The sequence below is a fragment of the Selenomonas sp. AE3005 genome (assembly GCF_000686945.1).
Lineage (GTDB): Bacteria > Bacillota > Negativicutes > Selenomonadales > Selenomonadaceae > Selenomonas_A.
Genome location: NZ_KK366040.1, coordinates 119,318 through 143,727, shown reverse-complemented (window position 1 = coordinate 143,727; position 24,410 = coordinate 119,318). Strand labels below are relative to the sequence as shown.

18 protein-coding genes are annotated in these 24,410 nt (G+C 50.0%); 8 read left to right on the top strand and 10 right to left on the bottom strand.

The features are described 5' to 3' along the window. The first annotated feature begins 12 nt into the window (after positions 1–12). The gene (locus DL94_RS0112335; RefSeq protein ID WP_028130417.1) at positions 13–2,355 is read left to right on the top strand and encodes an FAD-dependent oxidoreductase; all 2,343 of its coding nucleotides are present in this window, start codon (positions 13–15) and stop codon (positions 2,353–2,355) included. Between the two features lie 48 nt (positions 2,356–2,403). Further along, a complete protein-coding gene (locus DL94_RS0112330; protein WP_028130416.1) occupies positions 2,404–2,754 on the top strand; it encodes an ASCH domain-containing protein in 351 nt (116 codons plus the stop codon). A gap of 114 nt (positions 2,755–2,868) precedes the next feature. On the opposite strand, the gene preA is transcribed toward DL94_RS0112330, so the two are convergent. Continuing rightward, positions 2,869–4,386: an NAD-dependent dihydropyrimidine dehydrogenase subunit PreA gene (preA, locus tag DL94_RS0112325; protein ID WP_028130415.1), complete on the bottom strand. Its 1,518-nt coding sequence runs from the start codon at positions 4,384–4,386 to the stop codon at positions 2,869–2,871. 854 nt (positions 4,387–5,240) lie between these two features. On the opposite strand from preA, the gene DL94_RS0112315 reads away from it, so the two are divergent. Further along, a complete protein-coding gene (locus DL94_RS0112315; RefSeq protein WP_028130413.1) occupies positions 5,241–5,933 on the top strand; it encodes a cysteate racemase in 693 nt (230 codons plus the stop codon). A 211-nt stretch (positions 5,934–6,144) separates the two neighbouring features. Here DL94_RS0112315 and DL94_RS14890 read toward each other — a convergent pair whose 3' ends face one another. Next, positions 6,145–7,053, bottom strand: a complete 909-nt coding sequence (locus tag DL94_RS14890) for an alpha/beta hydrolase family protein (RefSeq protein ID WP_037371873.1) — start codon at positions 7,051–7,053, stop codon at positions 6,145–6,147. A gap of 59 nt (positions 7,054–7,112) precedes the next feature. Further along, the gene (locus DL94_RS0112305) at positions 7,113–8,018 is read right to left on the bottom strand and encodes a LysR family transcriptional regulator (RefSeq protein WP_028130412.1); all 906 of its coding nucleotides are present in this window, start codon (positions 8,016–8,018) and stop codon (positions 7,113–7,115) included. Positions 8,019–8,210: 192 nt separating this feature from the next. Here DL94_RS0112305 and DL94_RS0112300 point away from each other — a divergent pair, with 192 nt between their 5' ends. Genes DL94_RS0112300 through DL94_RS0112290 form a run of 3 tightly spaced genes read left to right on the top strand, consistent with a single transcriptional unit; the run spans position 8,211 to position 12,033 of the window. Next, complete coding sequence (locus tag DL94_RS0112300) at positions 8,211–9,344, top strand: M20 family metallopeptidase (RefSeq protein WP_028130411.1); 1,134 nt, start codon at positions 8,211–8,213, stop codon at positions 9,342–9,344. A gap of 16 nt (positions 9,345–9,360) precedes the next feature. Continuing rightward, positions 9,361–10,716 (top strand): C4-dicarboxylate transporter DcuC, encoded by a 1,356-nt coding sequence (gene dcuC / locus DL94_RS0112295; RefSeq protein WP_028130410.1) that lies wholly within the window; start codon positions 9,361–9,363, stop codon positions 10,714–10,716. Positions 10,717–10,749: 33 nt separating this feature from the next. After that, positions 10,750–12,033, top strand: a complete 1,284-nt coding sequence (locus DL94_RS0112290) for an S-layer homology domain-containing protein (protein ID WP_028130409.1) — start codon at positions 10,750–10,752, stop codon at positions 12,031–12,033. Positions 12,034–12,100: 67 nt separating this feature from the next. Here DL94_RS0112290 and DL94_RS0112285 read toward each other — a convergent pair whose 3' ends face one another. The 4 genes from DL94_RS0112285 to DL94_RS0112270 form a co-directional block, all read right to left on the bottom strand. Next, positions 12,101–15,283, bottom strand: coding sequence for an AAA family ATPase (locus tag DL94_RS0112285; protein ID WP_028130408.1), 3,183 nt, complete (start codon positions 15,281–15,283; stop codon positions 12,101–12,103). 2 nt (positions 15,284–15,285) lie between these two features. Continuing rightward, entirely contained in the window at positions 15,286–16,440 is a 1,155-nt protein-coding gene (locus tag DL94_RS0112280) for an exonuclease SbcCD subunit D (RefSeq protein WP_028130407.1), read from the bottom strand. A 774-nt stretch (positions 16,441–17,214) separates the two neighbouring features. Next, positions 17,215–18,876, bottom strand: coding sequence for a bifunctional metallophosphatase/5'-nucleotidase (locus DL94_RS14885; protein ID WP_051586450.1), 1,662 nt, complete (start codon positions 18,874–18,876; stop codon positions 17,215–17,217). Between the two features lie 31 nt (positions 18,877–18,907). Then, a complete protein-coding gene (locus DL94_RS0112270; protein ID WP_028130406.1) occupies positions 18,908–20,209 on the bottom strand; it encodes an S-layer homology domain-containing protein in 1,302 nt (433 codons plus the stop codon). Between the two features lie 297 nt (positions 20,210–20,506). On the opposite strand from DL94_RS0112270, the gene DL94_RS0112265 reads away from it, so the two are divergent. Both DL94_RS0112265 and DL94_RS14880 read left to right on the top strand, forming a co-directional pair. After that, complete coding sequence (locus tag DL94_RS0112265; RefSeq protein WP_028130405.1) at positions 20,507–21,394, top strand: LysR family transcriptional regulator; 888 nt, start codon at positions 20,507–20,509, stop codon at positions 21,392–21,394. 138 nt (positions 21,395–21,532) lie between these two features. Continuing rightward, on the top strand, positions 21,533–22,054 hold the full coding sequence (locus tag DL94_RS14880) for a hypothetical protein (protein WP_051586449.1): 522 nt from the start codon (positions 21,533–21,535) through the stop codon (positions 22,052–22,054). Positions 22,055–22,128: 74 nt separating this feature from the next. Here the strand turns inward: DL94_RS14880 and panD are convergent, their stop codons facing one another. The 3 genes from panD to DL94_RS0112245 are packed head-to-tail and all read right to left on the bottom strand — an operon-like array spanning position 22,129 to position 24,358. Next, complete coding sequence (gene panD / locus DL94_RS0112255; RefSeq protein ID WP_028130404.1) at positions 22,129–22,512, bottom strand: aspartate 1-decarboxylase; 384 nt, start codon at positions 22,510–22,512, stop codon at positions 22,129–22,131. 28 nt (positions 22,513–22,540) lie between these two features. Further along, entirely contained in the window at positions 22,541–23,389 is an 849-nt protein-coding gene (panC, locus tag DL94_RS0112250; RefSeq protein ID WP_028130403.1) for a pantoate--beta-alanine ligase, read from the bottom strand. Positions 23,390–23,401: 12 nt separating this feature from the next. Then, positions 23,402–24,358 carry a bile acid:sodium symporter family protein gene (locus DL94_RS0112245; protein WP_028130402.1) on the bottom strand — a complete coding sequence of 319 codons (957 nt, stop codon included), beginning with the start codon at positions 24,356–24,358 and terminating at the stop codon, positions 23,402–23,404. Between the last annotated feature and the right edge of the window lie 52 nt (positions 24,359–24,410).

Here is a 24,410-nt window from a genome sequence, read left to right as displayed (position 1 = left end):
GGGATTACGAAAATGTTCAAAATAGATACAATGCAGGGACATGACCGTATGTCCACCCAAGACCTGCTGCTGGCCATTGGCCAGGCCGTTTCCAAGGGGGAAACGGAGTTTGAGATAGCGGCCTCCGGTCAGCATGATATTGGCGGTCCGTTGTGGCACCCTGAGGGCAAGACACTGCATTTCCATGTGACGAATGCCGGTCAGCGTGTAGGCTCTATGTGCCTGCCGGGGACGGAAATCGTGGCGGAAGGTGCGACCTCTGCTGACGTGGGCTGGCTTAATGCCGGTGGTATCATCACCGTAAAGGGTGATGCCGGTGATACGGCCGGTCACTGTTCTTCCGGTGGTAAAATCTTCATCGGCGGCCGCAGTGGTACCCGTACCGGTTCCTTGATGAAACATGACCCGCTCTATGAAGAACCGGAACTGTGGATTCTCAAAAATACCGGTTCCTTCTCCTTTGAGTTTATGGGCGGCGGCCGGGCTGTAGTCTGCGGCTATGACAGTGCAGAATATACTTCTGTGTTAGGTGAACGTCCTTGTGTTGGCATGGTAGGCGGCGTAGTTTACGTTCGTGGGGCCATTGCCGGGTTCCCGGCGGATATAAAATGCCTGCCTTTGGATGACGCTGATATTGCTTTCCTGAATGAAGGCATGGATGATTTCCTGAATCATATTGATAAGAACGGGCTCAAACCGGAACTGACCAACTGGCAGGAATGGCAGAAATTAGTTCCCCTGACCTTTGCCGAAAAGACTGCCAAGGGCAATAATAAACCGTCCATGCAGGGATTCCGCATGAGTGAATGGGTGAAGGGCGGTATCTTTGCTGATGTTGCGCATGATGATTTTGCGGTACATAATACGCTCTCGACAGGGCTCTACCGTCTGCGTGTACCCAGCTGGGATAATGCTAAATTTGCTGCACCCTGTGAGTTTAACTGCCCGACAGGTATTCCGACACAGCGCCGTTTTGACCTGATTCGTCAGGGCAAACTGGACGAGGCGTTCCAGTTGGAACTGGAATATACGCCGTTCCCGGGTTCGGTCTGCGGCTCTGTCTGCCCCAACCCTTGTATGGACGGCTGTACCCGTGGCAGTATTGATGAACCTATACAGATTGGTGACCTGGGCTATCGTTCCGCATTTCTGCCGGTAGTCAAACCGGCAGTACAGACCGGAAAGAAAATTGCCGTTATCGGCGGTGGTGTAGCCGGCCTGTCGGCCGCCTGGCAGCTGGCACGCAAGGGACATAGCGTCACGGTTTATGATGAGGCTGCCCATATCGGCGGCAAACTCGAACAGGTTATTCCGCGTGGCCGCCTGGCACATGAACTGCTTGAGGCCGAGCTTAAGCGCATTGAAAGTGTCGGCGTTAAGTTTGTATCTGATTATAAAGTAGATAAAGAAAAATTCGCGCAGCTGCGTAGTGACAATGATGCTGTTGTCGTAGCAACGGGCGGCACCAAATCGCGTTTCTTCCCCTGGGAAGGCGCAGAGCGCCTGACTATGGGGCTGGAATACCTTAAAGCCATCAACCGTGGCGAGCACCCCCGGACTGGCAAGCATGTAGTGGTTATCGGTGCCGGCAACTCTGGTATGGATACCTGCCGCGGAGCCTATGAGATGGGCGCGGAAACTGTTGTAGCTGTGGACGTACAGAAACCGGCGGCATTTAAAGAGGAAATTGACTATGTGGAAGGTCTGGGCGGCAAGCTCGTATGGCCCTTCTTCACCAATAAGATTACTGCTGAAGGTGTATATGCCAATGATGGTACGTTTATCCCGGCTGACCAGGTTATTGTTTCCATCGGTGAAGAGCCGGAGCTGGATTTCCTGCCAGAGAATGAAGGCATAGAATTCTTCCGTAACAGCTGGCTGGTGCCGAAGGCTGACCAGTCCATCGCTGCCGGTGTATTTACGGCTGGTGACACCATTAAACCGGGCCGCCTGACAGATGCTATTGGCAGCGGCCGTAAAGCTGCTTATTATGTTGACCAGTACGTAAGGGGACAGGAGGTTAAGCCGTTCCCTCAGAAACAGCAGATTCCGGCTGAACGCCTGTCAAAAGCCTATTTTGATAAGTGCCATCACTGCCTGTTAGGTGACCCCGTGGACGACCATGCACGGTGTGTCAGCTGTGGTACCTGCCGCGATTGTAAGATGTGTCTGGAGTCCTGCCCGGAAAAGGCTATTACCCGTATCGAAAAAGCTGATGGCAGCTGGGAATATGTATCTGACCCGGATAAGTGTATTGGCTGTGGTATCTGTGCTGGTGTCTGCCCATGCGGTGTTTGGAGCATAGCAGATAATCCTGAGCCGATTAAAATGTATTCTACTGGGGCTAAGATGTGATATAATCAAGCTAGTTGATGATGTGTCATCCGAAGGAGGAATGCCTGTATGATGGCCTTGAATTTCCGCGACGAAAAGCATAAAAAGATGCTGATTAGCCGCACCAAGCGCTGTACGGTCCGCTTAGGCGATGTCAGTGCGCAATTCCCGGAAGGCTCGATTGTCTGGATTACTACCGGGCAAAAGGGCGAACAAAAACAAAAACTCTATACGGCTTACCTGGATAAGGTGAGAGTAAAGACAATGGGAACCCTGACCTCCAAAGATTTGGGTAATCAGAATCCCGATATCAACAGTCATGAGGAACTGATTGCCGATTTTGAACGTATCTATAAACGGCGTATCCTTATGGAAGATACGGTAACGGTAATTTATTTTACAGAGGTCATAGGCCTGTAAAAATATCATATTGTTGCACGTGAAACAAAAGGGCCGCAGGCTTGGTGATAATCACTAAGCCTGCGGCCCTTTCAGCTTTAATATATAACCAACAGGGATTTCATAGGGAGCCGGTCATGACAGGGAAGGGGAACGGCGGTAAATTCTTTTTGTACCGGAGGAGATGGAATGTGTGGGGCAAACCAGACGGCAGAGGTGGCAGCCAACACATTTTTTTCCGTCAAGTACAGGCCGGCGGTTTTCGTTCAGACTAATGGCTTGATGTCCTCCGTCGGCGCAGGCAATAACACAGCGGCCGCATCCCAGGCAGGTCGTATGTGTAAATTTCGGGAACAGAATACTGTCACGTTCCAATACATCTGTGGAATCGCTGACGTAGGGCAGGGAACGTCCTACAATGTCCTTTACCGAAGTAATGCCTTTTTCGTGGAGATAGTAGTTAAGGCCGGACTTCAGGTCATCAATGATACGATAGCCATATTGCATGACGGCTGTAGTGACTTGCAGGGAAGTGGCGCCTAACAGTAAAAATTCCAAGCCGTCCTGCCAGGTTTCAATACCGCCCATACCGCTGATATGCAGGTTCTTAAGGGCAGGATTTTTGGCAAGTTCGGCAATAAAGCGCAGGGCAATCGGTTTTACTGCATTGCCACTGTAGCCACCTACGGCAGAGTTGCCTTGTATGGCAGGGCTCGATACATAAGTGTTTAGATTGATGCCCATAATGCTTTTGATGGTGTTGATAGCCGCAAGGCCGTCAGCACCGCCGCGCAGGGCCGCTTCAGCTGCCGGACTCATAACAGCAACATTAGGCGTGAGTTTAGCTAAAACTGGTATGGTGGTGCGGCGTTTGGCCGCGGCGGTAAAGCGTTCTACCAGGTCGGGAACCTGACCAATATCTGAACCAAGTCCATCGGCCATCATATTGGGACAGGAAAAATTCAGTTCAATAGCATCGGCACCGTTTTCCTGACAAGTATAGGCCAGTTCTGTCCATTCGGCGTCATTTTGTCCCATGATGGAGGCCAAAATAAACTTTGTGGGATGTTTTTTCTTTAACTGACGGAAAATAGCCATGTTTTCGGTCACGCTATGGTCAGAAAGTTGTTCAATATTTTTGAACCCGATTATGCTGCCGTCAGCGCCATTGATGGCTGAAAAACGGGGAGAGGCCTCATGAATGTCAAAGTTGCAGATGGTTTTAAAGGAGGCTCCGGCCCAGCCGGCGGTAAAGGCACGGTCGCACATATCAAAGGTGCTGGCCACTACGGAAGAGGACAGTAAAAAAGGATTTTCCAAGGGAATACCACAAATATCTGTTTTGAGGCGGTCCTCATGCGTGGGCAGGGCCGTACTGAGCTGCGGGGCAACATCAGTCTTTAACCTGCCGATGAGGTTCTTTATCGGGACTTCATGAGGGCGCAGACAGGCTGATTCGCAGAGGGCAGAACAGTCTGCACAAGGATTGTCCGCAGGCAGGCTGACGGCGGCAACATCTTCGTTGGCAAACCACAGACTGCGTAAAATCCTGGACGGCTGTAATTTCGCGGGGCAGGATTTGTCGCATACGGGGTCAGCACAGAGCATGCATTTTAACATATCGCTGCGGCGAATAAAATTTTGTGATTTCATGGTTAATACCTCTGGCGATTTTCACTAACTAAGTATTACTGATATATTCGCGGCAGGAGAAGTTTTTTCCTAGAAATGGAGAAAATAATTTTTGTTTCACGTGCAACAAAGCAGATGGAGAAAATATATATTGCAGTTTGACGGTCAATGCGTGCTTATTTTTATTTGTTACAGCTCAGTCGGGTGGAGGTGGTAATACTTTTCGCTGTTGCACTAAATGACCCACCAGCAAAAATATTGTTTTTCTAGCTACATGCGCCGGCAAGCAGTCGGCGCGATTGTTCAGCACAGTGTCCAGGGACTGTTGTTTGTGGGCCAGTCCTCACTGCGTTCGGACGGTCGTTCCACTGCGAAAAGCATCACCACCTCCGCCCTAAGCAACGTCAATATAAAACGTCTTTTTCTCAGTGACAGGGAACAAGCACATCGATGTTCTTGTAACAGGAGCAACGAATCCGTGACAATTGTAAATAGCGTTGCTGGGGGCGAACGGGGGAGTGATTTTTATGCGGGGAGCGACTGCCTGAGCGCAGCGAAGGCCGGCACACTGTAGTCAATCGCTAAGCAACTACGCTGAAAGGAGCGCCGTTGGCCTGCCCGGCGCAGGTAACTGGACAGTGCTATTTTCCGAGGTGTGTCGTTCAGCGGAGGCAGAAAAATTACTCCCCCGTGAACCCCATGCACGTATTAACGGGATACTTTTAAGAACTACTTAACTGTCAAACTGCAATTTACAATTGTGTAGCTTATTTTTGCATTAGTGTTTCAGCAGTTGAAGTTAGTTTTACATTATGCTATGCTTTTATTGAGATTATTTGCTATTATTTTGATAATTCAGTTGAGGAGTGAGGGATATGAAAACAATTGGTATTATGGGGGGCATGGGCCCTATGGCTACAGTGGATTTGATGAAAAAAATTATACTGGCAACGCCCGCCGCAACAGACCAGGAACATATTCCCATGCTGGTGGATAATGCACCACAGATTCCTGACCGGACTAAGGCTATATTAGGGCAGGGGGAATCGCCGGTGGCGGCTATGGTGAAAAGCGCCCGGCGGCTGGAGGCCGGGGGCGCAGATTTCATTATTATTGCCTGCAATACGGCACATTATTTTCTGCCGGAGGTGGCACCGCAGGTGAAAATACCTGTACTGTCCATTATCGAGACAGCGGCAGACAGTGTGCTGGCTAGAGGCTGTAAGTCTGTGGGGCTGCTGGCGACCAGTGGCACCATACGTACAGGCCTGTACCAAAAGGCGTTATCAGCAAAGGGGATAACGTGCATAGCCCCAGCGGCAGATAAACAGCATTTGATTGATGATTTGATATATGATGGTGTAAAAGCCAATAATAACGCTTATGATACGAGCGCAGTGTGTCAGTTGCTGCAGGATATGCAGCATGATGGTGCGGAGGCGTTTATTCTGGGCTGTACGGAAGTGCCTGTAGCTGTATCCATGTACAATTTACAGGGCGACTTCATCGATTCGACAGAAGAACTGGCCAAGGCGGCGGTTAAATACGCCAAGGCAGATAAAGACTAAGTATTATAACGAGGCAAGAAAATGTCCCCCACCTCAGCAGGTGGGGGCACGAATACCAAAACAGGCGGCGAGCATATCTCCCGCCTCGTTGAAACGCCAAGAGGAAGTTTTGCCTATGGCAAAACTGGAACAACGGCGTTATAAAGGGATAAAAATCAAAGCCCTGCAAGTTTATGCTTGCAGGGCTTTTCCTGTGGGGATTTATATGTTCTTACCGGGCAAGGGATTCAATAAGGGGGATTGCTCCCTTGGCCATGCCTGTACCATCATGACCAACGCCGGGAACCGTGATAAGCTGCCAGTTGAATGGCAGGCCCAGACTGGCGGCCTTTTGCTGTGCCTGGTTATAGAAATTACGGCCGCGTTCCAAGCGATTTTGTCCCTGGGCGTCGGCCTCAGGTGTTTTACGCAGAACTTTGGAACGGACAGTATCTTTCTCGCCCAGCAGAATGACAACAGGCTTGGCGAAAGCATTACGGAAATCCTTTTTGGCAGGTGCCAGTTCTTTCATGCCGTAGGAGTAGGAGATATTTTCATCAGGCATAGTGTACCAGCCGGAATTAGCGGCAATAATGAGGTCAGCCGCAGTACGCTTATTCAGCAGGACATAGCGATGTACGAGCTGGGCTCCGGCTGAATGGGCAAAGATAATAACTTTGCTTTTTTTCGTACCGGCCTGCTGCCTGGTGGCTTTGATAATGTTGTCAATGACCGGGAAAATCCACTTGCTTTGAGGCTGAACGTTGCCGCCGGTATTGTCATTATCAATTACATTACCGAAATTATAATAGCGTACACCAGGGAATTTACTTTCGGTGAATTCCGGGCAGGCGATGAGGAAATTATACTTTTCCGCATATTCCTTCCAACCCTGACAGTACTCTTCGGCATTGCGTTTTAAACCATGAAAAACGACGACGATGGGGCGGCCGTCCTGCCAGGCGGCTGGTTTGTAGGTATACACCTTTAGGGGATCAGCGGTGACGCCGGCTGGTTCGGGCAGGGAGAAACTACTTAAGCCGGCCGGCAGCTGTGAGCTTTGTGCCTGAACCGCGCCCAGGGGCAGTAACAGACAGGCCAGCAGGCATAGCATCCCCATAAATAGAGAGGGTTTCTTCATAAAAAGCACTCCTTTCAAGGGTGATAAATAATGATATCCTGCTATGAGACAGAAAGTTTTCAGCCAACAGTTTCCTGTCCATAGTTGGTACGGATATACTCCCAAAATTTGGCAACCAGCGGCAGATGGTTATTGTCTTTCCGCCGTACCATGGCGATGTGTTTGTAGAGTGGCACGCTTAAGGGCAGCGGGACAACATCTGCATGATTATTGAAATACGCAAAGCCGCTTGTCGATATAAGGCTGACGCCCAGGCCGGATTGGACGAGGTCAATGCGTTGGCCTGGACTGTTGCAGTAGGTGACGATATTAGGCGTAAAACCAGCTTTTTGACAGGCTGCCATAAAAACATCATAGGAAACATTTTCTGCCGTAGGAAAAATGAAATTCTCGGCCTGCAGTTCCTGCAGGCTTATTTGCGTTTGACATGTCAGCGGATGGCCCGCCGGCAGAATGACCAAAAAAGGCTCATGCTGCAGGGAAAACAGCTCAAACTCATCCGTGGGAAAATCATCGGGTACAGCCATGATGGCGATATCTATTTCATGATTCCCCAGCATGTGGCAAAGTTTTTTGCTAAGGCAATTGGTCAGGGAAAACTGCATTTGTGGGGATATTTCCGTATTAAACTTGGAAAGAATATCCGTGAGGGGAAGTTTGCCCAGACCGGTAATTACACCGAGGTGCAATGTGCCCTGATTATCATGAGCGTAGTGCTGCATTTGCAGTTCAAGATGGTTTATATCGGAAATAATTTTTTTGGCGCAGCGGTAAAACTCTTCGCCGGCAGGTGTCAGGGTAATGGGATGCGAAATACGGTCGAGCAGCTTTACGCCTAAATCGTCCTCGAGCTTGTTGATTTGCTGTGACAGTGCTGACTGGGAGACAAAGAGTTGTTTGGCAGCTTTGGTAAAATGATGTGATTCTGCTACTGCCATAAAGTATTGTATTTGCCGCAAGAGCATGACGTATCACCTTTCTGCTTGTTTTCAAGTTCGCCATCATTATATACTGATTTGTCGTATTTTGTCCAATTAGATTGGCTAATAAAATTAGAAGAATTGCGAATTTTACATTTAATATCAAAGCCTTTATGATAAAGTCGTGGCTATGGCATAGAATTGCATAAGCTAAAATTTTACAGGAGGTAGTTGAGTATGGAGCTGGATAAACAGCGTTTTCTGGACGAGCTGGCCAGGCTGGTCAATATTGACAGCGTATCCTCGGAACCGGAGGGCGCTGGCAAAATTGCTGCTTTTATGAAGGATAAGTATAAATCCCTGGGCTGGCTGGTGGAAGAGGTCAGCCTGGCACCGTCTATCGGGCCTTGCCTGCGGATTGTCAACAGGGAGGCAGAAAAATACGATGTACTGCTGCTGGCGCACATGGATACGGTTTTTCCGTTGGGAACCGCGGCAAAACGTCCCTTTAGAATAGAGGGAAACCGCGCCTATGGGCCAGGTGTTATTGACTGCAAGGCTGGCCTGTTAAGTGGTTTTTATGCGTTGGCCAACCTGCAGGAAAGAGGGGCGCTGGCTGATGCTGCCGTATGTGTGTTTCTGAACAGTGACCACGAAGGAATAAGCTCGCGGTATTCGGCGGCTTATTCTACGAATTTAGCCAGAAAGAGTCGTTATGTACTGGCCTTAGAGGCCGGCCGGGCTAATGGAAATCTGGTTTATAAACGCAAAGGGATAGCCAGGTATCATATAAATATTAAAGGTGTAGCGGCACATGCTGGTGTTGACTACCAGGCGGGGCGAAATGCTGTTGAGGAACTGGCACATTGGATTATTGCCCTGCAGGCCGCCACGGACCTCAGCAAGGAAACAACTGTAAATGTGGGGAAGGTGTGGGGCGGCACGGGTATCAGTGCTGTACCGGGACAAGCCGGAGCTGCGGTGGATGTGCGCTACTATGACGCTGCAGAAAGCGAACGTGTAGCAGGGATAATGAACAGCCTGCAAGCCCATCCGCATGTGGAGGGAACGTTGGCTGAGGTGGAGGGCGGCATCACCAGACCGCCGATGCTCCCCTCGGAAAAAACCATGGCCCTTTGCCGCAGTATTGACGATATCGGTCAGGAAATCGGTGTGGAATTTGGCTGGATGGCCAGCGGCGGCGGTTCTGATGGCAGTTTTGCCGCTGCTGCCGGCACGCCGACCATCGACGGCCTGGGGCCGGTGGGCGGCGGTGCCCATAGTGAAAATGAGTATTTGGAAATAGATACCATCATTCCCCGTTATGAGCTGTTATGCCGTATTATACAGCATATTATCTGTATAAAGTAAAAGAGGAGGAGAGTTTATGTTAGCGATGGCCCTGGCCCTGATAACAACTGTGATTGTGGCCTACATGATTCTGCACAAAAAGAATGCCCAGACGGTGCTTTTTGCCGGCGGTATATTTTTGATGGCCATGACTATTTTGCTGGGATATCCCCTGTTGGAAGGCAAGAAATCAACGGGTATGGTCTGGTTTGATATCTTTAAGTTTATCGAAGACACATTCAGCTCACGGGCGGCTGGTATTGGCCTGTTGATTATGGCTGTGGGCGGCTTTGCCAAGTATATGGAACATATCGGTGCAAGCCGTGTGCTGGTATATTTGTCGGCCAAGCCGCTCAGTATGATGAAATCACCGTATCTGCTGTTGGCAGTCAGCTATGTGGTGGGACAGCTGCTGAATATCGTCATTCCCAGCGCCGCCGGTCTGTGCGTACTTTTGATGGCCACTTTATTTCCTGTCTTAACAAGTCTGGGCGTCAGCCGTCTGTCGGCAGCGGCTGTTATTGCCACGGCTCCCTGTCTGGACCTGGGGCCGGCCTCTGGTACTGCCGTATTTGCAGCAAAAACCGCTGGTCTGGATGTTGCTGATTATTTTGTCGGGGAACAGATTCCCATTGCTGTGGTTACGATTGTGGCAATAGCAATATCACACTTCCTTGTACAGCGTTGGTTTGACCGCCGCGCTGGCGTCGAGGCCAAGTCTATGGAATATATTGCTCAGGAAAAAGACGATAATATGCCACCGGCTATTTATGCGATTCTGCCCCTGGTGCCTATCGGTCTGGTGCTGGTATTCAGCAAACTGTGCATCTCTACGATTAAAATGCCGGTAGTGACGGCTATGATAATCAGCATAGCTTTGGCTATGACATTTGAACTGGTGCGTACCCGTGATGTGAAAACTGTATTTGACAGCATTAAAGTGTTCTTCGATGGTATGGGGCGGATTTTTGCTACCGTTATAACGCTGATTGTGGCTGGTGAAACCTTTGCTTTTGGTCTGACGAAAATCGGTGCCGTGGACATGATTATCAGTGGTGCACAGAGTTCCGGTTTCGGGGCCACTGCTATTACCCTGGTAATGGTGCTTATCGTGGCTGTATCTGCAGTCATTATGGGTTCAGGCAACGCGCCGTTCTATTCGTTTGGGGCATTGGTGCCTGATATTGCTGCCAAATTGTCCATGCTGCCGGCCGCGATGATAACCCCTATGCAGATGGCGTCCAGCATTGCCCGCAGTGCGTCTCCGATAACGGCAGCGGTGGTAGCTGTGGCTGGTGTGGCTGATGTATCACCAGTTGATGTCGTAAAAAGGACGGCTATTCCCATGCTGGTGGCCCTGGTTACGTCCTTTGTTATGGCAGTACTGGTGTAACAGATATTTTAGGATAAAGAGGAGTGTAGGATTATGAAAAAAACTATTGTGTCTCTGCTATCGACCTGCATTATTGCCGGAGGCGCCGCCAGTGTCAGCGCCGCCGCTAATCCATTTGCCGATGTGCCGGCTGACCATTGGGCATACGATGCTGTAGCTGCTTTGGCGGCAGATGGAATTATTGAAGGTTATGGTGATGGCAGTTACCGTGGGCAGAGTAATATTACACGCTATGAAATGGCACAGATGACAGCGAAGGCCATGGCCAATGAAAAAAAGGGCAGTACAGCTGACAAGGCGCTGATTGATAAACTGGCAGCGGAGTTTGCTGCTGAGCTTAAAAATTTGGGTGTCCGTGTAGCTAATTTGGAGCGAAATGCAGATGTGGTAAAGTGGAGTGGGGAGGCACGCTATACTTTTTACAGTCAGCGTACGGAAAATGCGAAAGGTGATACGGATTCATCTAATACCAACGAAGTGCTGCTGCGGTTGGAACCCAGGGCAGAGATAAATAAAAACTGGAATGTTCATGCCCGTCTGGATGCCAAGGTCGATTTAAAAAATGACACGACGGATGAAGTAAGTTTGAAACGTTTGTGGGCTCAGGGAAATTATAAGGACTTCAATGTAAAGCTGGGACGTATCCCTTCGGGGACAAGTTATAATAAAAACCTGATGTTCTTCACCCAGCTTAGTGGTGTGGAGGTAAACTACGGCAGCAAAGTAAAACTGCAGGCCAGGGCAGGCCGTATAAGTACGGGTGATATGCGCTATGATGATGCCCTTAAGCGGGCCACAAAGCGGAAAACACCAGCGGACGCCGTAGATTTCCAAAGTCTGGCTGTGACGTATAAACCGGGGAAGTTGTCAGCGACCGGGGCCTACTACCATTTTAAGAACGGTATGTTTAAGGACACCTTCTATAATGATAACGGTGATAAGGATAATGCTCATATTTGGGAAATTGCGGCCACGTACCGCTTTGATAAGAATTTTGCCCTGACAGGGGCGTATATGCGCAACACAGAGGCGGATAAATATAACCGCTCCTATTTGGTACATCTTGACTATAAAGGCGCCAAAAAACAGCAGCAGGGCTCATGGGGAGCTTATGCGTCCTACCGCTATCAGGGAGGTAATACTTCAATTGACCCCACGTGTGATGGTGCATTCTTTAATACCAAAGGTATTGAAATAGGCGCGCAGTATACAATTCTGCCCAACGTACAGGCGAAAGCCATTTACTTCCGGGGCAAACAGCTGGAAAATGACTTAAAAGCGGAAAAATTATTTGGCCGTTTGGAATTTTGGTTCTAAGAAATAAGATATAAATGTTGCACGTGAAACAACGCCCCTGTAAGCTGCTGCTTACAGGGGCGTTGTCTTAGCTTATTTGCCATACGGCATGACTGCCTTTGTCGTCTTTGCGCACGATGAGCTGGTTGTCTATTTCCTGTTTTAATTCGGTTACATGGGAGATAATGCCAATCAGTTTGTCGCCGCTGGAAAGGCGCTTGAGGACTTTGATGGCCTGGTTGCGGGAGTGGTCATCAAGAGAGCCGAAACCCTCGTCAATGAACATAATGTCGAGATTGATGGCAGCAGTGCTCACCTGAATTTGGTCAGATAGGCCTAAGGCTAGTGATAAGGCTGCCATAAATGATTCACCGCCAGAGAGTGTTTTGATATCCCGCACATTGCCGGTAACGGTGGAATACACCATCAGGTCCAGGCCGCGGTTGCGTCCTTGTCCGGCATCGGTTATGGGGATAAGGCGCAGCTCAAATTGCCCGGCTGTCATTTCGGAGAAACGCCGGTTGGCAGCAAGCAGAATCTGCGTCAGGTAGCGGCGCTGCACAAAGGTTTCAATGTCCATGCGATACCCGGAAATCTTGCCGGATAAACGGTTGTAGAGATTATCCAGACGGGCAGCACTCAATAGCTTGTCAGTACGGGCGGCGAGGGCAGTATGCAGGACGCCGGCGACTTTTTCATTGGTGGAAAGCATGTGCTGACAGTTTTGTAATTTTTGCGATAGTTCCTGCCAGGCGGCATGGGCCTGTTCCTGCTGTTCTTTGAGTTCCGTAAGATTAGGACGGGGACGGCTGTCGATGAATGTGATTTGTGCCTGCTTGCGCCCTTGCAGGTTGTTGACTGTGTCCTTGTATGTTTGTACTTCCTGCAGCAGGCGCTCACTGTCCGCAGCCGTATAATCGTGTACTAATGGCTGCCAGATGTTTTCACTCATGTTAAGGGCGGTACAAATGTTTTGATATTCTTTGTGGGCAGACTCTGTTTCTGTAGTAAGGCCGGGGATTTTAGCCTCTGCGTCCTTTAACAGGGTTTCAGCCTGCTGCCGGGCGGCCGCTGCTGTGGCGGCCGCTGTTTCTGCCTGCTGGGTGCTGGTTTGTGCGGCCATAAGTTGGGCTTTGGCCGCAGCTAAGGCGGCTTGTGCGGCGGTTTCACTTTCATAAGGGCACTGGGCATTCAAGGTTTTTTGCTGGCCCTGCAGGTTCTTTAACTGGCTGTCAGCCTGATGATAATCCTGTTCGGCAGCAGATACGCTGTCTTTGAGTTTGACAGACTGGGCATCGCTTTGGGCCAGCTGATTTTGAATCTTTTTCAATTCGTCCGCTTGTTTTTCCAGATTGGTGCGTTTTTGCCGGAGCAGGGACTCCCATTTGCTGAGTTGTGGCGTTATATCAGTTAAAGCCGGATTTTCAGGCAGGGGCATGAATTCGGCCAGGCTTTGACAAAGCCGCTGCAGACCGTCACTGAGCTGCTGCTGGCAGTTTTGCAAATTAGTGCTGGCTTGGCCGGCTTGCTCTGCCAGACGGTTTTGTTTTTGGTTCAACTCTGTAACCTGCTGGGACAGTTTTTGCAGTTCTGCTCGTTCCAGGGGTTTGGCCTGTTCTGCGAGAATGTGGGGGGCAGGATGAACGGTGGCACCGCAGACCGGGCAGGGCTCGCCGTCCTGCAGGGTTTCAGCCAGCAACCCGGCCTGAGCATCGAGAAACAGTTTTTGCTGAACAGTGTAGGTGTTTTGCGCCGTGGCGTAAGCGGCTTGCGCCTGCTGATAGGCCTTTTGCGCCTGTTCAGTGGCCTGCCGGGCTTGGGCAATATTATCTTCCAGAGCCGCTAAGCGCCGGGTGTCAGCCTGCCAGCTTTCCAGGCGTTCCGCTTGGTTATGGCTTTGTTCTAATTTCTGCCCGGCATCATGCATGGCGTCTTTGCGTTTTTGCCAGTCGGTTACTTGCTGGGCAAATGCTGTTTCCTGCTGTCTGGCAGCTGTCAGGCGTTCCAGGGCTGACTGTACCTGCTTTTGCATTTGCTTTTCCTGCTTTTGCAGGTCCTTTTGCTGGCCCAGCATTTGCATGGCCGCCGTTACTTTTGTTTCCTGGGCACTGTAGGTTTGCAGGGCTGCCTGTTGGGCGGCTTGCAGCTGCTCACGCTTTTGGCAGGCCGTTTCTTCGGCGTTTTTCAGTTTGGGTAAAACGGCTGTCTGCTGTTTTTGCTGGGCGAGCAGCTGTTGGAGGGTTTTTAGTTTTTCCTGCCAGCGTTGATACAGGGAATCTATTTTACAGGCGGTGTTTATCGCCTGCCCTAACTGGGCTTTTTGGGTCAGCGCTGTTTTTTGGCTGGCAAGTTCTGTTTCCTTAACGGTGATATTATCGAGTTCCTTGTAGGCAGCAACGAGGGATAACGCCGCGGTATAGGCCTGTTGGTGCTTATCCCGCAGGGCTGTGGCCTGCGTGTATTCCTGGCTGATAGCAGCCGCCTGCGCCTTTAATTCTGCACAGAAAGGCTCAAGCCGGGCCTGCAGTTCTTCAATATCTACTATGCTTATGTCCTTTGTCTGGCTGAGCCGGAGTTTAAGGGCCTGTAATTCAGCGTCGGACTCGGCTGCCAGACCTTCGATAACACCCTGACAGCGCTGCATAAGGCGTTTCATTTCTTCCTGTGTGGCCGCATTACGAGATTTCAGTTCATTCACGATGCGGTCAAAAATTTCCGTAGCGAACAGACGGCGGAAGATTTCTTTTTTCTTGGTTGATTCCAGACGCAGGAGTTCCATAAACTCGCCCTGGGCAATCATGCCCACCTGCATGAATTGTTCCTTGGTCAGGCCGATGATTTCCTGCAGTTTGGTGTTTATTTCGCCAATTTTGCCGTTATAATTACTGCCGTCCGGCATGGTGAAGGTTAATTCCTCGCGCGCCTCAATATCATCGCCCTGGCCGCGCAGCCGCTTGCGAAAATGATGGGGGACGCGGCGTACTGTATAGCAGCGGTCTTGCCCATCTTCCTGTTCACTGAAAGTGAGTTCCACAAAGGGGGTTACATCGCGGCCAATGTATTGGCTTTGCATGTCGGTGCTGGCTTTTTTGTTGGTATTGGAGCTGTTTTCGCCATAGAGGGCAAAGACCAGAGCGTCGAAAATGGTAGTTTTTCCTGCGCCGGTATCGCCGGTAATCAGAAATAAATTCTGCTGGGGCAGGGAAAAGTCAATGTCAGTTTTCTGGCCGTAGGAGCCAAAGGCCTGCAGCGTAAGTTTGCGTGGTTTCATGGTCATGCCTCCGTGCGCTTGTCTTGTACCGTATTGATGATATCGGCAAGGAGAGCCTCGTCAGCGTCCTCTAACTCCCCAAGGAAGGTCTTACATAGCTCAAAGGGTGAAAGCTGCTCCTGCGGTATGTCAGCGCCCTCATAATTCACTTTCTGTTTGACGGCACGCCGGATTTCCAGCAAGTTGGGAAAAGCTGCGCTCAACCGGTCATGCATATCAAAGATGTCTAAATCATCTTCGTCTGTCAGGGTGATGCTGACATAATCTGTGGAGGGGGAGGCCAGCACATTTTCCAGGGTATCCTGAATTTTGCGTACGGCATGCAGGGGCGTGAGGGGCAGAACCGTGGTGTTTACTTCGCCCTTAGCGCTCAGTTCCACTTCGATAATGCCTTTTTCCTGTTCGGCCTCACTGATGGAGCAGGCCAGGGGCGTGCCGCAATAGCGGTAACAATCCTGACCGTTGAGGCGTTGGGGCTTATGGATATGTCCCAGCGCTGCATAGTCAAACAGTTCCAGAATATCGCCGTTTACGGAGTCAATATTGCCTACGGTTATGCTTTCGGAATCACTGCGGACGATGTCCTGGCCGGCAGTGGAGAGATAAAACTGATGGCTGACGAGGACGTTGCGCTGGTCAGTATCGATGTTTTCCCGTGACAGCAGGGCGTGCACAGCCTCGTCATAAGAGAGATTGTTGCCCTTAGCGTCAGTGCCGGTAATTTCTTTGACCATGGAGGGTTTGACAAATGGCAGCAGGTAGAAATTTACGGGGCCAAATGAATCGGTGAGGGTGACCTGGGTGATGTATTCTTCCGGGAGCCGGGGCGGCAGGCCGATAAGGTGAATTTTGTGGCGAGCCAGTACCTGGCGGAACAGGTCTACGCGCTGGGCACTGTCATGGTTGCCTGATATGAGCATGATTTCCCCCTGGGGCAGGGCGTTGCGCAGCTGCGTAATAAAATCGTCAAATAGTGCTACAGCCTCGGCGGCAGGAATAGCTTTATCATAAATATCGCCGGCGATGACTACGGCGTCCGGCTGGCGCTGGGCTGCCTGGTCTGCGATTTGCCGGAGAATGAAAGCCTGGTCCTCCTTCAGGTCATGGTTTACGAGTTTTAAACCAATATGCAAATCTGATAGGTGAAAAAATCTCATTGTGCGGCCTCCTTAGCGATGTATCTGTTATTATTATATAGGCACGCCGCCTTTTTTGCACAGAAAACTCAGAGGCCGTGCAAAATACAGCGATATATTTTACATAGATAAATTGCAGTTTGACGGTCAACGAGTTCTTAAAATTATCCTGTCCATGCGTGCATGGGGGTCACGGGGGAGTAATTTTTCTGCCTCCGCTAAACGACACACCTCGGAAAATAGCACTGTCAAGTAACCTGCGCCGGGCAGGCCAACGGCGCTCCTTTCAGCGTAGTTGCTTAGCGATTGTCTACAGTGTGCCGGCCTTCGCTGCGCTCAGGCAGTCGCTCCCCGCATAAAAATCACTCCCCCGTTCGCCCCTACAAACGGCCTATACAATTGCTACGAACTCGTTGCTCCCGTTACAAGAACATCGATGTGCCTGTTACCTGTCACTGCGAAATATTCATTTTACACGGACGTCACTTAGGGCGGAGGTGGTGATGCTTTTCGCAGTGGAACGACTGTCCGAACGCAGTGAGGACTGGCCCACAAACAACAGCCCCTGGACACTGAGCTGAACAATCGCGCCGACTGCTTGCCGGCGCATGTAGCTGGAAAAGTCCAAACTTTTGCTGGTGGGTCATTCAGTGCAACAGCGAAAAGTATTACCACCTCCACCCAACTGAGCTGTAACAACTAAAAGTAAGCAGGCACTAACCATCAAACTGCAAATGGTATTTTCAATGCAAAAAACCAGTCCACAGAGGGACTGGTTTTTATATATGAGGGTATTTATTTGATTACGTTCCAGTTATGGTCGCAGCTGGGCGAAATTGTGCCTTTTTCCTGGACATAGCGAATCATGAGATTACGCATCTGGCCATCATCGCCGTATTTGCGCATGGAATCAAAGACAACCTTCGGTTTTTTGCCGTTGGTGTAGCCCATAGCAGCCATGTAGCCACTGCCGCCGTTCATGCGGTAGTCGTTGATTGCCATGGTAAAGATATCCGTATCTTTGACATCTTTGCCTTTGTACTGGAGTTTTACGATACGCTGGCCGACAGGTTTCGTCAGGTCAATGGTGTAATCAACGCCCTGCAGCATGTCATAGTTGTAGTCCGGGGACTTGCCATAGAAACCTGCGGCATGTTCCATGTACTTACGCAGTTCAGCACCGTTGATTTCGATACCGTAGAGATAGTTCTCATAGATGTACAGGCCGGACATTTCCTGCAGCGTAATGTCACCCTTGGCAATGTTCTGGCTGGTGTTAAAAGAGGCAGATGCAGACAGCTGGGTGCCGGCATAGTGGCGCTGTACTTCATTTACCAGGTCCACGATAGCGGAATCCTGATGGTTGGACTCAGCACCGACAAATTCAGCCGAGGCCTTGCCGATTACAGTCTGCAGATGTTTCAAGGTCTTGTCATGCCAGGGTTTTACCTGGTTTACAATCTGGGGGTCATCAGCGACACCTTTAACAGAGATAGCCTGCGTAGCTACCTTGTCAACATGCCATTTACCGTTCACCTTGTTGACGGTGAGGACGCTCTTGCCCAGGAATTTGCCATCTTTGCCGCTTTCCACTACGGGAACACCGTTGATGACGGAATCAGCGTATTTGGTGCCGTCCGGCCCTACAATGCCGCTCTTGTTATCAATAACGACATGGTTATGAGCGCAGACCAACAGTGACAATTCCGGGCAGGCCTTGGCGATATCCACTACCTGGTTTTCAGAACCGGCACGGTCATCACGGGGCACGCCGGAATGGGTGATACCGATGATGATATCAGCACCCTTGGCCTTAAGTTCCTTGACGCACTGTTTGAATACCGGCACCTGGTCAGCGAAGTGAACGCCGGCAAAGTGGGACGGGTCTTCGAACATCGGAATTGCCGGCGTATCAGTGCCGATAATGCCGACTTTGACCTTTTCACCGTCGATGGTAACCGTCTTCATCAGGTAAGGACGCACAGCACTCCAGGTTTTGCCTGTCTTGTCATCAATGACGTTGGCAGCCAGGACATTCTTGTTTTTGCCGATGGCTTTTTTGAGAAAATCCAGGCCAAAGTTGAATTCATGGTTGCCCAGTTCGATAGCATCATAACCAATGGTGTTGAAGGCATCGAACATCGGATGGGTTTTCCATTCATTGGGATGCTGTACCATATAGGTATCCAGCGGAGTGCCCTGCAGGATATCGCCGCCGTCCACAACGAGGATAGCATCATTCGGGCCTTTTTGGCTGCGGGCTTCCTTGATAAGGGTGCTGATTTTAGCCAGTCCTACTTCAGCCGGCTTGGCAGTGAAATAATTCCAGCCGATGATGCTGCCGTGGATATCGGAAGTGGAAAATACAGTGAGGTCACCGGCAAAGGCCGTACCAGAGGTAATAGCAGCCGTCAGTGCTGCCAAAACCATGGTTTTTAAAGAGCGTTTTGCAAACATACTTTTGCCTCTTTTCTTTAACACGAGAGAATTAGAACTGCCATTCAATACGGCCGAACAGTTCGTTGTAGCTTTCGTCGCCAATCAGCGTCTTGCCCTTTACAGCCTTGAGCCATAAATAAGTATGGGGCATAACATTGGCCAGATAGCTGAGTTCCCAGCCCTTAGTACCAGCGTCCAGCGTATAGGTCGGAGCCGGGCCGACGTTCTGGCCGATGTGACGGTAAGCTAACGCCATACCCCACTGGCCGGCATTGGTGGTATCGAAGTTTTCAAATTCCTTATAGCCAAGTACGATGCTGGCAGACTGGTTGTAGCTATCAGCACTGAAGTTTTTGCCGTAGTTACCCTGCAGGGCGATGTTTTTGTCAAAGTGATAAGTGCCTTTTGCCGTAATGGTGTTCATAGCGTCATTGTTACGGCCATAGCCTAACATGTTGGTAAAGGCATGGCTGGTTAAGTGATGGTAGCCGAGGCCGGCATTTAATTTGCCGAGCCAGCCCGTGAAGCCGATAGCCTGATAGCTGGCAGTCGTTGCTCCCGTATTATCCACAGCTACACCGTAATTATAGTAATCGTTACCGCTCTTCAGGTTGAAACGGCCGGCATTGATGGTGGTCTTCAGCTTGTTGCCGAACTGCACCTGTGCGCCGCTGAACTGGGTATCGAACATGATATCCATATCAATGGTAACAGGCATTTTACCAAAGCGTACCATGGTGTTGCCGTATTTGCCTTCTGCCCAGATACGTTTGAGCTTTACATTATCACCGCCATAGCCAGGACCATCGGTTTTCATATTGATAGTGCTGTCCAAGCGAGCCTTTACTTTCCAGTTCTTATTTACTTCTGCCGTGGGTTCCAGACGGAAGGTGATGGTGTTACCGCTGGTAACATCATCTTTGTTATAATCAGCTCTATTCAGCGGATGATGTTCATAGTTTGAACGTTCAAAGTCATAACGAGCCATGCCGTTCCACTTAACCATATCAGCATTGCGTTCAAGGTTGGCAACACGTACGCCCAGGTTGTTCAGTTCAGCAGCGAATTCAGCGGCCAGTTTGTCAACGAGAGCTTTGTCAGCACCCTTGGTGTTCTTGGCCATAGCCTTGGCTACCATCTGAGCCATTTCGTAACGGGTGATGTTACGGTTGCCTTTGAAAGTGCTGTCGCCGTAGCCTTCAATGACACCGTCAGCAGCGAGCTGGGAAACAGCGTCATAAGCCCAGTGGTCAGCCGGAACATCGGCAAACGGATTGCTGGCTGCGAAAGTCGTGCTGGCTGCACCGACAAGCAGAGCCGTGGTTAATGCGGAAACCATAGTTTTCTTCATGAGTTAAATCTCTCCCCTGATATAAAATATGCGAATTTTCGTTGTCGTCTAAATTTTTGATATTCAGACAACAATAAAAACAACGCGAAATCACGATTAAAATTATATTAGAGGCATGCAGTTAAAACAAGGTCATATGTCCTTTTTTGCGGTGCGAGGCCGTGTTTTGGCATGTATACTTTAGGCAGGCTTATACATAGATATGTTTGGGCAAATATTGGTGCCTCAGATGTGATATTATATAAATGAGCATTAAGGGCTTTGATAGTATATTAGCCAGACAAGAGGTAAAAGATAATGACGCTAATACAGATGAGATATTTCTATGAGGTCTGCCGGTGGCAGAACATCACCAAGGCGGCGGAACACCTGCATGTTTCCCAGCCGACTATCAGCATGGCTATGCAGACCTTAGAGGCAGAGACAGGGCTTAATATCTTTCAACGGGAAGGAAGAAAGATTATTATCACCCCGGAGGGCAGTAAATTACTTGGCAAAGTCAAACACATTTTAACCCAAGTAGACCAACTGGAAGAGGAAATCAGCGATATGGCCCATAATCGCAATCATATCCGGCTGGCTATGCCCCTGCAGCTGGGGACACAATTCCTGCCCAAGATACTGGGAGAATTCCGGCAGCAAAACCCGGAAATTCGGCTGGATATTATCGAATCGGGCGGCATCTCTGCCTTGCATATGGTAGAAGAGGAAAAACTGGATATGGCGTTCACCAACTATGAAACGGGGTTCAGCCAAAAACTTAACTATGAAAAGCTGTTTGCCTGTGAGTGCTGCCTGGTCACAAGCCGGGAACACCCCTTAGCCGGCAAAAAATCCATCACGATGGCAGACATTATTAACGAACCGCTGGTGCTGCTGGACAGCAGTTTCTTTGTCTATCGCATGGTACACGAGTTGTTTGCTCAGGAAAACAGCAAGCCGCAGGTAGTACATTATTCCCCGTATCTGCACACGATAAAGAATCTCGTGCGTACAGGTATCGGCTGTACATTTCTCACCCGGCAGGCCGTTTTGCCACGCGATGACCTGGCGTTAATTCCTATGGAACAGCCTTTTTATATCAATTCCGGTATCGTCACCAAGAAGGGACGTCAGGTCTATGACGATGAACGACGTTTAATCAAATATTTAAAGGAAATTACCAGGAGTCTTAATGTAAAATAAACATAATAATTAAAGAAAAAATAAACAGGATTTTGACGGTAAATGTAGAATATTTACAAACATAGTAAGTCCCTATATAGGGGATAATTATATGGCAATAATAAAGTTGTAAAAGTAAATATTGGAGGGATTAGCTTTATGAAGAAAAAACTGTTTTTATCATTATTAGCTATGGGGATTATCTGTGTAAACCCGGTTAATGCCGCAGAAAAAACTGCTGGTCTGCCTAATCCGATGGTCAGTTATGACAGTGTAATGGCCGCTAAAAATGCCGCCGGTTTTCAACCTCTTTACCTGCCTTCAATAAGTGGTTATCATGTGAATAAGGTCTGGGTGATTGCCGGTGATATTATTGACATTGAGTATGTTTCAGACAATCAGCCGGTGGGCAGATTCCGGCTGCGTACAGCCCGTTGTACGGAACTGCGTAACGACGAAATCAGCGGCATATACGGTGCCAAGTGGCAGCAGGAAAAGATAAAGGGAATTGAAACATCTATTACCGAAGTTTACGGAATGAATAAAAAACTGACTGGTTATGCAGCACATTGGACACATAATAATATGCTCTTTTCCGTAAGTTGTGAGAATATGACATATCGGGAGTTTGGACGTCTGTTGGCAAATGGTTTATTGGAGCTTAGCCTGAACTATTTTTAAGGTTGGTAAATACAAAACTACAATATAAAATCCCCCCATATAACAGAGGAGAACCTGTTATATGGGGGGATTTATTATGCTGTTTGTCCGTGATATTCTACAGTGCGGATTTCTTTGATTTTATTGTTTTCATCCACCATGACAACCTTGGGCTTATGGGCCCGGCCTTCTTCTTCGGTAAACAGGGCATAGGCCATAATGATGACAATATCACCGGGCTGGGCCAGGCGGGCGGCAGCCCCGTTGAGGCAGATTACGCCGGAACCACGGGGGCCGGGAATGGTGTAGGTTTCCAGGCGTGCGCCGTTGTTATTATCGACGACCTGTACCCGTTCATTGGGCAGGATACCGGCTTTTTCCATGAGTTCTTCATCGATAGTGATGCTGCCCATGTAGGCCAGATTGGCCTCCGTAACAGTGGCGCAGTGGATTTTTCCTTTGAGCATATTTAGGAGCATTGTTGGTGTGTCCTTTCTTACTAGTAACTCAGGCTGTGAGTATTACGTTATCAATCAGGCGCGTCTTGCCGATTCTTACGGCAATGGCCAGCAGCGTGTCTTCGCTGACTTTGGTCAGCGGTTTGAGGGACGGATAGGCATAGGCCTTGACATAGTCAATGCTGGCCATTGGTTCTTTGGTCAGCTCAGCCTTGACGATATTTTCCAGGGCCGCTACATCTGTTTCCCCTTGCGTATAGGCGGCTTTAGCCTGCTGCAGGCTCCGGGAGAGGACGAGAGCAGCAGTTTTTTCTTCGGCTGACAGGTAGCTGTTGCGTGAGCTGCGGGCGAGGCCGCTTTCTTCCCGGGCAATGGGCACCATGTTGATGTGTACGTTGATGTTGAGGTCTTCGACAAAGCGGCGGATAACCGTTACCTGCTGGGCGTCTTTCTGGCCAAAGAAGGCCTCGTCAGCGCGCGCCAGATTGATGAGTTTTGTTACGACCGTAGCAACGCCGCGGAAATGGCCGGGGCGCTGGGCACCGCAGAGTTTGTGCGTGATATCCCCATCTACGTTGACAAAGGTGCAGTAGCCTTCCGGGTACATCTCAGCCGGTTCCGGATGGAACACGGCATCAATATTGACACTTTCTAATTTTTCACAGTCAGCGGCAAACTGACGGGGATAGGCGTCATAATCCTCGTTGGGGCCAAACTGGGTGGGATTGACGAATACCGAGGCGATGACGATATCGCATTTTTCTTTGGCCGCACGCATCAGCGTCAGATGGCCTTCATGCAGGGCACCCATGGTGGGCACGAGGCCGATGGTTTTGCCCTGGGCTTTGCAGGCCGCCGCGTAGGCTTTGATGTCTTTGATAGTTGTTAAAATTTTCATAGTGTATTCTCCTTACTGGTTATAAGCAGGGGCAGGTTCTTCCTGCGACTCGCGATTGTCCCGGCGTACGCAGAAGTTGGCCACGAGGGAGCCGGAAACATTGTGCCAGACGCTGAAGATGGCACCGGGCAGCGCTGCGGCCGGGTTAAAGTACATAACGGCCAGGCTGGCAGCCATACCGGAGTTCTGCATGCCGACTTCAATGGCGACAGTACGGGCTTTGCGGCTGTCCAGGCGCAGTAATTTGGCGGCGGTAAAGCCTAAGGCCAGACCAAAGGCGTTGTGCAGAATGACGATGGCAGCCATGGTCAGACCGACGGCTGCCAGTTTGCTGGCGGAAAGTGCTACTACGCAGCCGACCAGCAGTACGATGCAGATTACTGATACCAGCGGCATGGCCGGCATGATTTTCTGTGCCGTGTCAGCCATGAAGTGGTGAACCAGCAGGCCGAGGATTACCGGTGCCAGTACCATCTGGGCAATGGAAATCATCATGGCCGTGAAGGAGATATCAATCCAGGCGCCGGCGAGGAAATAGGTAAGGGCCGGCGTTACGATAGGAGCCAGCAGCGTGGTGGTCATCGTCATGGAGACGGAGAGCGCCACATCACCGCGGGCCAGATAGGCGATAACATTGGACGCCGTACCGCCGGGGCAGGTGCCTACGAGGATAACGCCGATAGCCAGTTCCGGCGGCAGGGCAAAGAGCTTGACCAGAGCCAGTGCTACGAGCGGCATAATGACGAACTGGGCGCCTACGCCGATGGCCACTTCTTTGGGATGGCTGAGTACGCGCTGGAAGTCCTCGACTTTGAGCGTCATGCCCATACCGAACATGACAATGCCCAGCATCCAGGACACATAAGGCCCTACCCAGGTCAGCGTTTCCGGGCGCCAGGCACCCAGAACGCCGATAGCGATTACGAGCAGCGCGAGATTGTCGACAAGTTTTTTGATGATTTTTTGCACAAAAAAACCTCCTAAAAAGAAATGAAATTTTTAGGCAAAAGAAAAAGGCTGT

What these genes read in the sequence shown, in the direction of transcription:
- DL94_RS0112280 (WP_028130407.1), bottom strand. Translation starts at nt 16,440, where the DNA reads ATGAGATTTTTTCACCTATCAGATTTGCATATTGGTTTAAAACTCGTA.
- DL94_RS0112300 (WP_028130411.1), top strand. Translation starts at nt 8,211, where the DNA reads ATGGAGCTGGATAAACAGCGTTTTCTGGACGAGCTGGCCAGGCTGGTC.
- dcuC (WP_028130410.1), top strand. Translation starts at nt 9,361, where the DNA reads ATGTTAGCGATGGCCCTGGCCCTGATAACAACTGTGATTGTGGCCTAC.
- DL94_RS0112315 (WP_028130413.1), top strand. Translation starts at nt 5,241, where the DNA reads ATGAAAACAATTGGTATTATGGGGGGCATGGGCCCTATGGCTACAGTG.
- DL94_RS0112270 (WP_028130406.1), bottom strand. Translation starts at nt 20,209, where the DNA reads ATGAAGAAAACTATGGTTTCCGCATTAACCACGGCTCTGCTTGTCGGT.
- panD (WP_028130404.1), bottom strand. Translation starts at nt 22,512, where the DNA reads ATGCTCCTAAATATGCTCAAAGGAAAAATCCACTGCGCCACTGTTACG.
- DL94_RS14885 (WP_051586450.1), bottom strand. Translation starts at nt 18,876, where the DNA reads ATGTTTGCAAAACGCTCTTTAAAAACCATGGTTTTGGCAGCACTGACG.
- DL94_RS0112305 (WP_028130412.1), bottom strand. Translation starts at nt 8,018, where the DNA reads ATGCTCTTGCGGCAAATACAATACTTTATGGCAGTAGCAGAATCACAT.
- DL94_RS0112265 (WP_028130405.1), top strand. Translation starts at nt 20,507, where the DNA reads ATGACGCTAATACAGATGAGATATTTCTATGAGGTCTGCCGGTGGCAG.
- preA (WP_028130415.1), bottom strand. Translation starts at nt 4,386, where the DNA reads ATGAAATCACAAAATTTTATTCGCCGCAGCGATATGTTAAAATGCATG.
- DL94_RS0112335 (WP_028130417.1), top strand. Translation starts at nt 13, where the DNA reads ATGTTCAAAATAGATACAATGCAGGGACATGACCGTATGTCCACCCAA.
- DL94_RS0112290 (WP_028130409.1), top strand. Translation starts at nt 10,750, where the DNA reads ATGAAAAAAACTATTGTGTCTCTGCTATCGACCTGCATTATTGCCGGA.
- DL94_RS14890 (WP_037371873.1), bottom strand. Translation starts at nt 7,053, where the DNA reads ATGAAGAAACCCTCTCTATTTATGGGGATGCTATGCCTGCTGGCCTGT.
- DL94_RS14880 (WP_051586449.1), top strand. Translation starts at nt 21,533, where the DNA reads ATGAAGAAAAAACTGTTTTTATCATTATTAGCTATGGGGATTATCTGT.
- DL94_RS0112285 (WP_028130408.1), bottom strand. Translation starts at nt 15,283, where the DNA reads ATGAAACCACGCAAACTTACGCTGCAGGCCTTTGGCTCCTACGGCCAG.
- panC (WP_028130403.1), bottom strand. Translation starts at nt 23,389, where the DNA reads ATGAAAATTTTAACAACTATCAAAGACATCAAAGCCTACGCGGCGGCC.
- DL94_RS0112330 (WP_028130416.1), top strand. Translation starts at nt 2,404, where the DNA reads ATGATGGCCTTGAATTTCCGCGACGAAAAGCATAAAAAGATGCTGATT.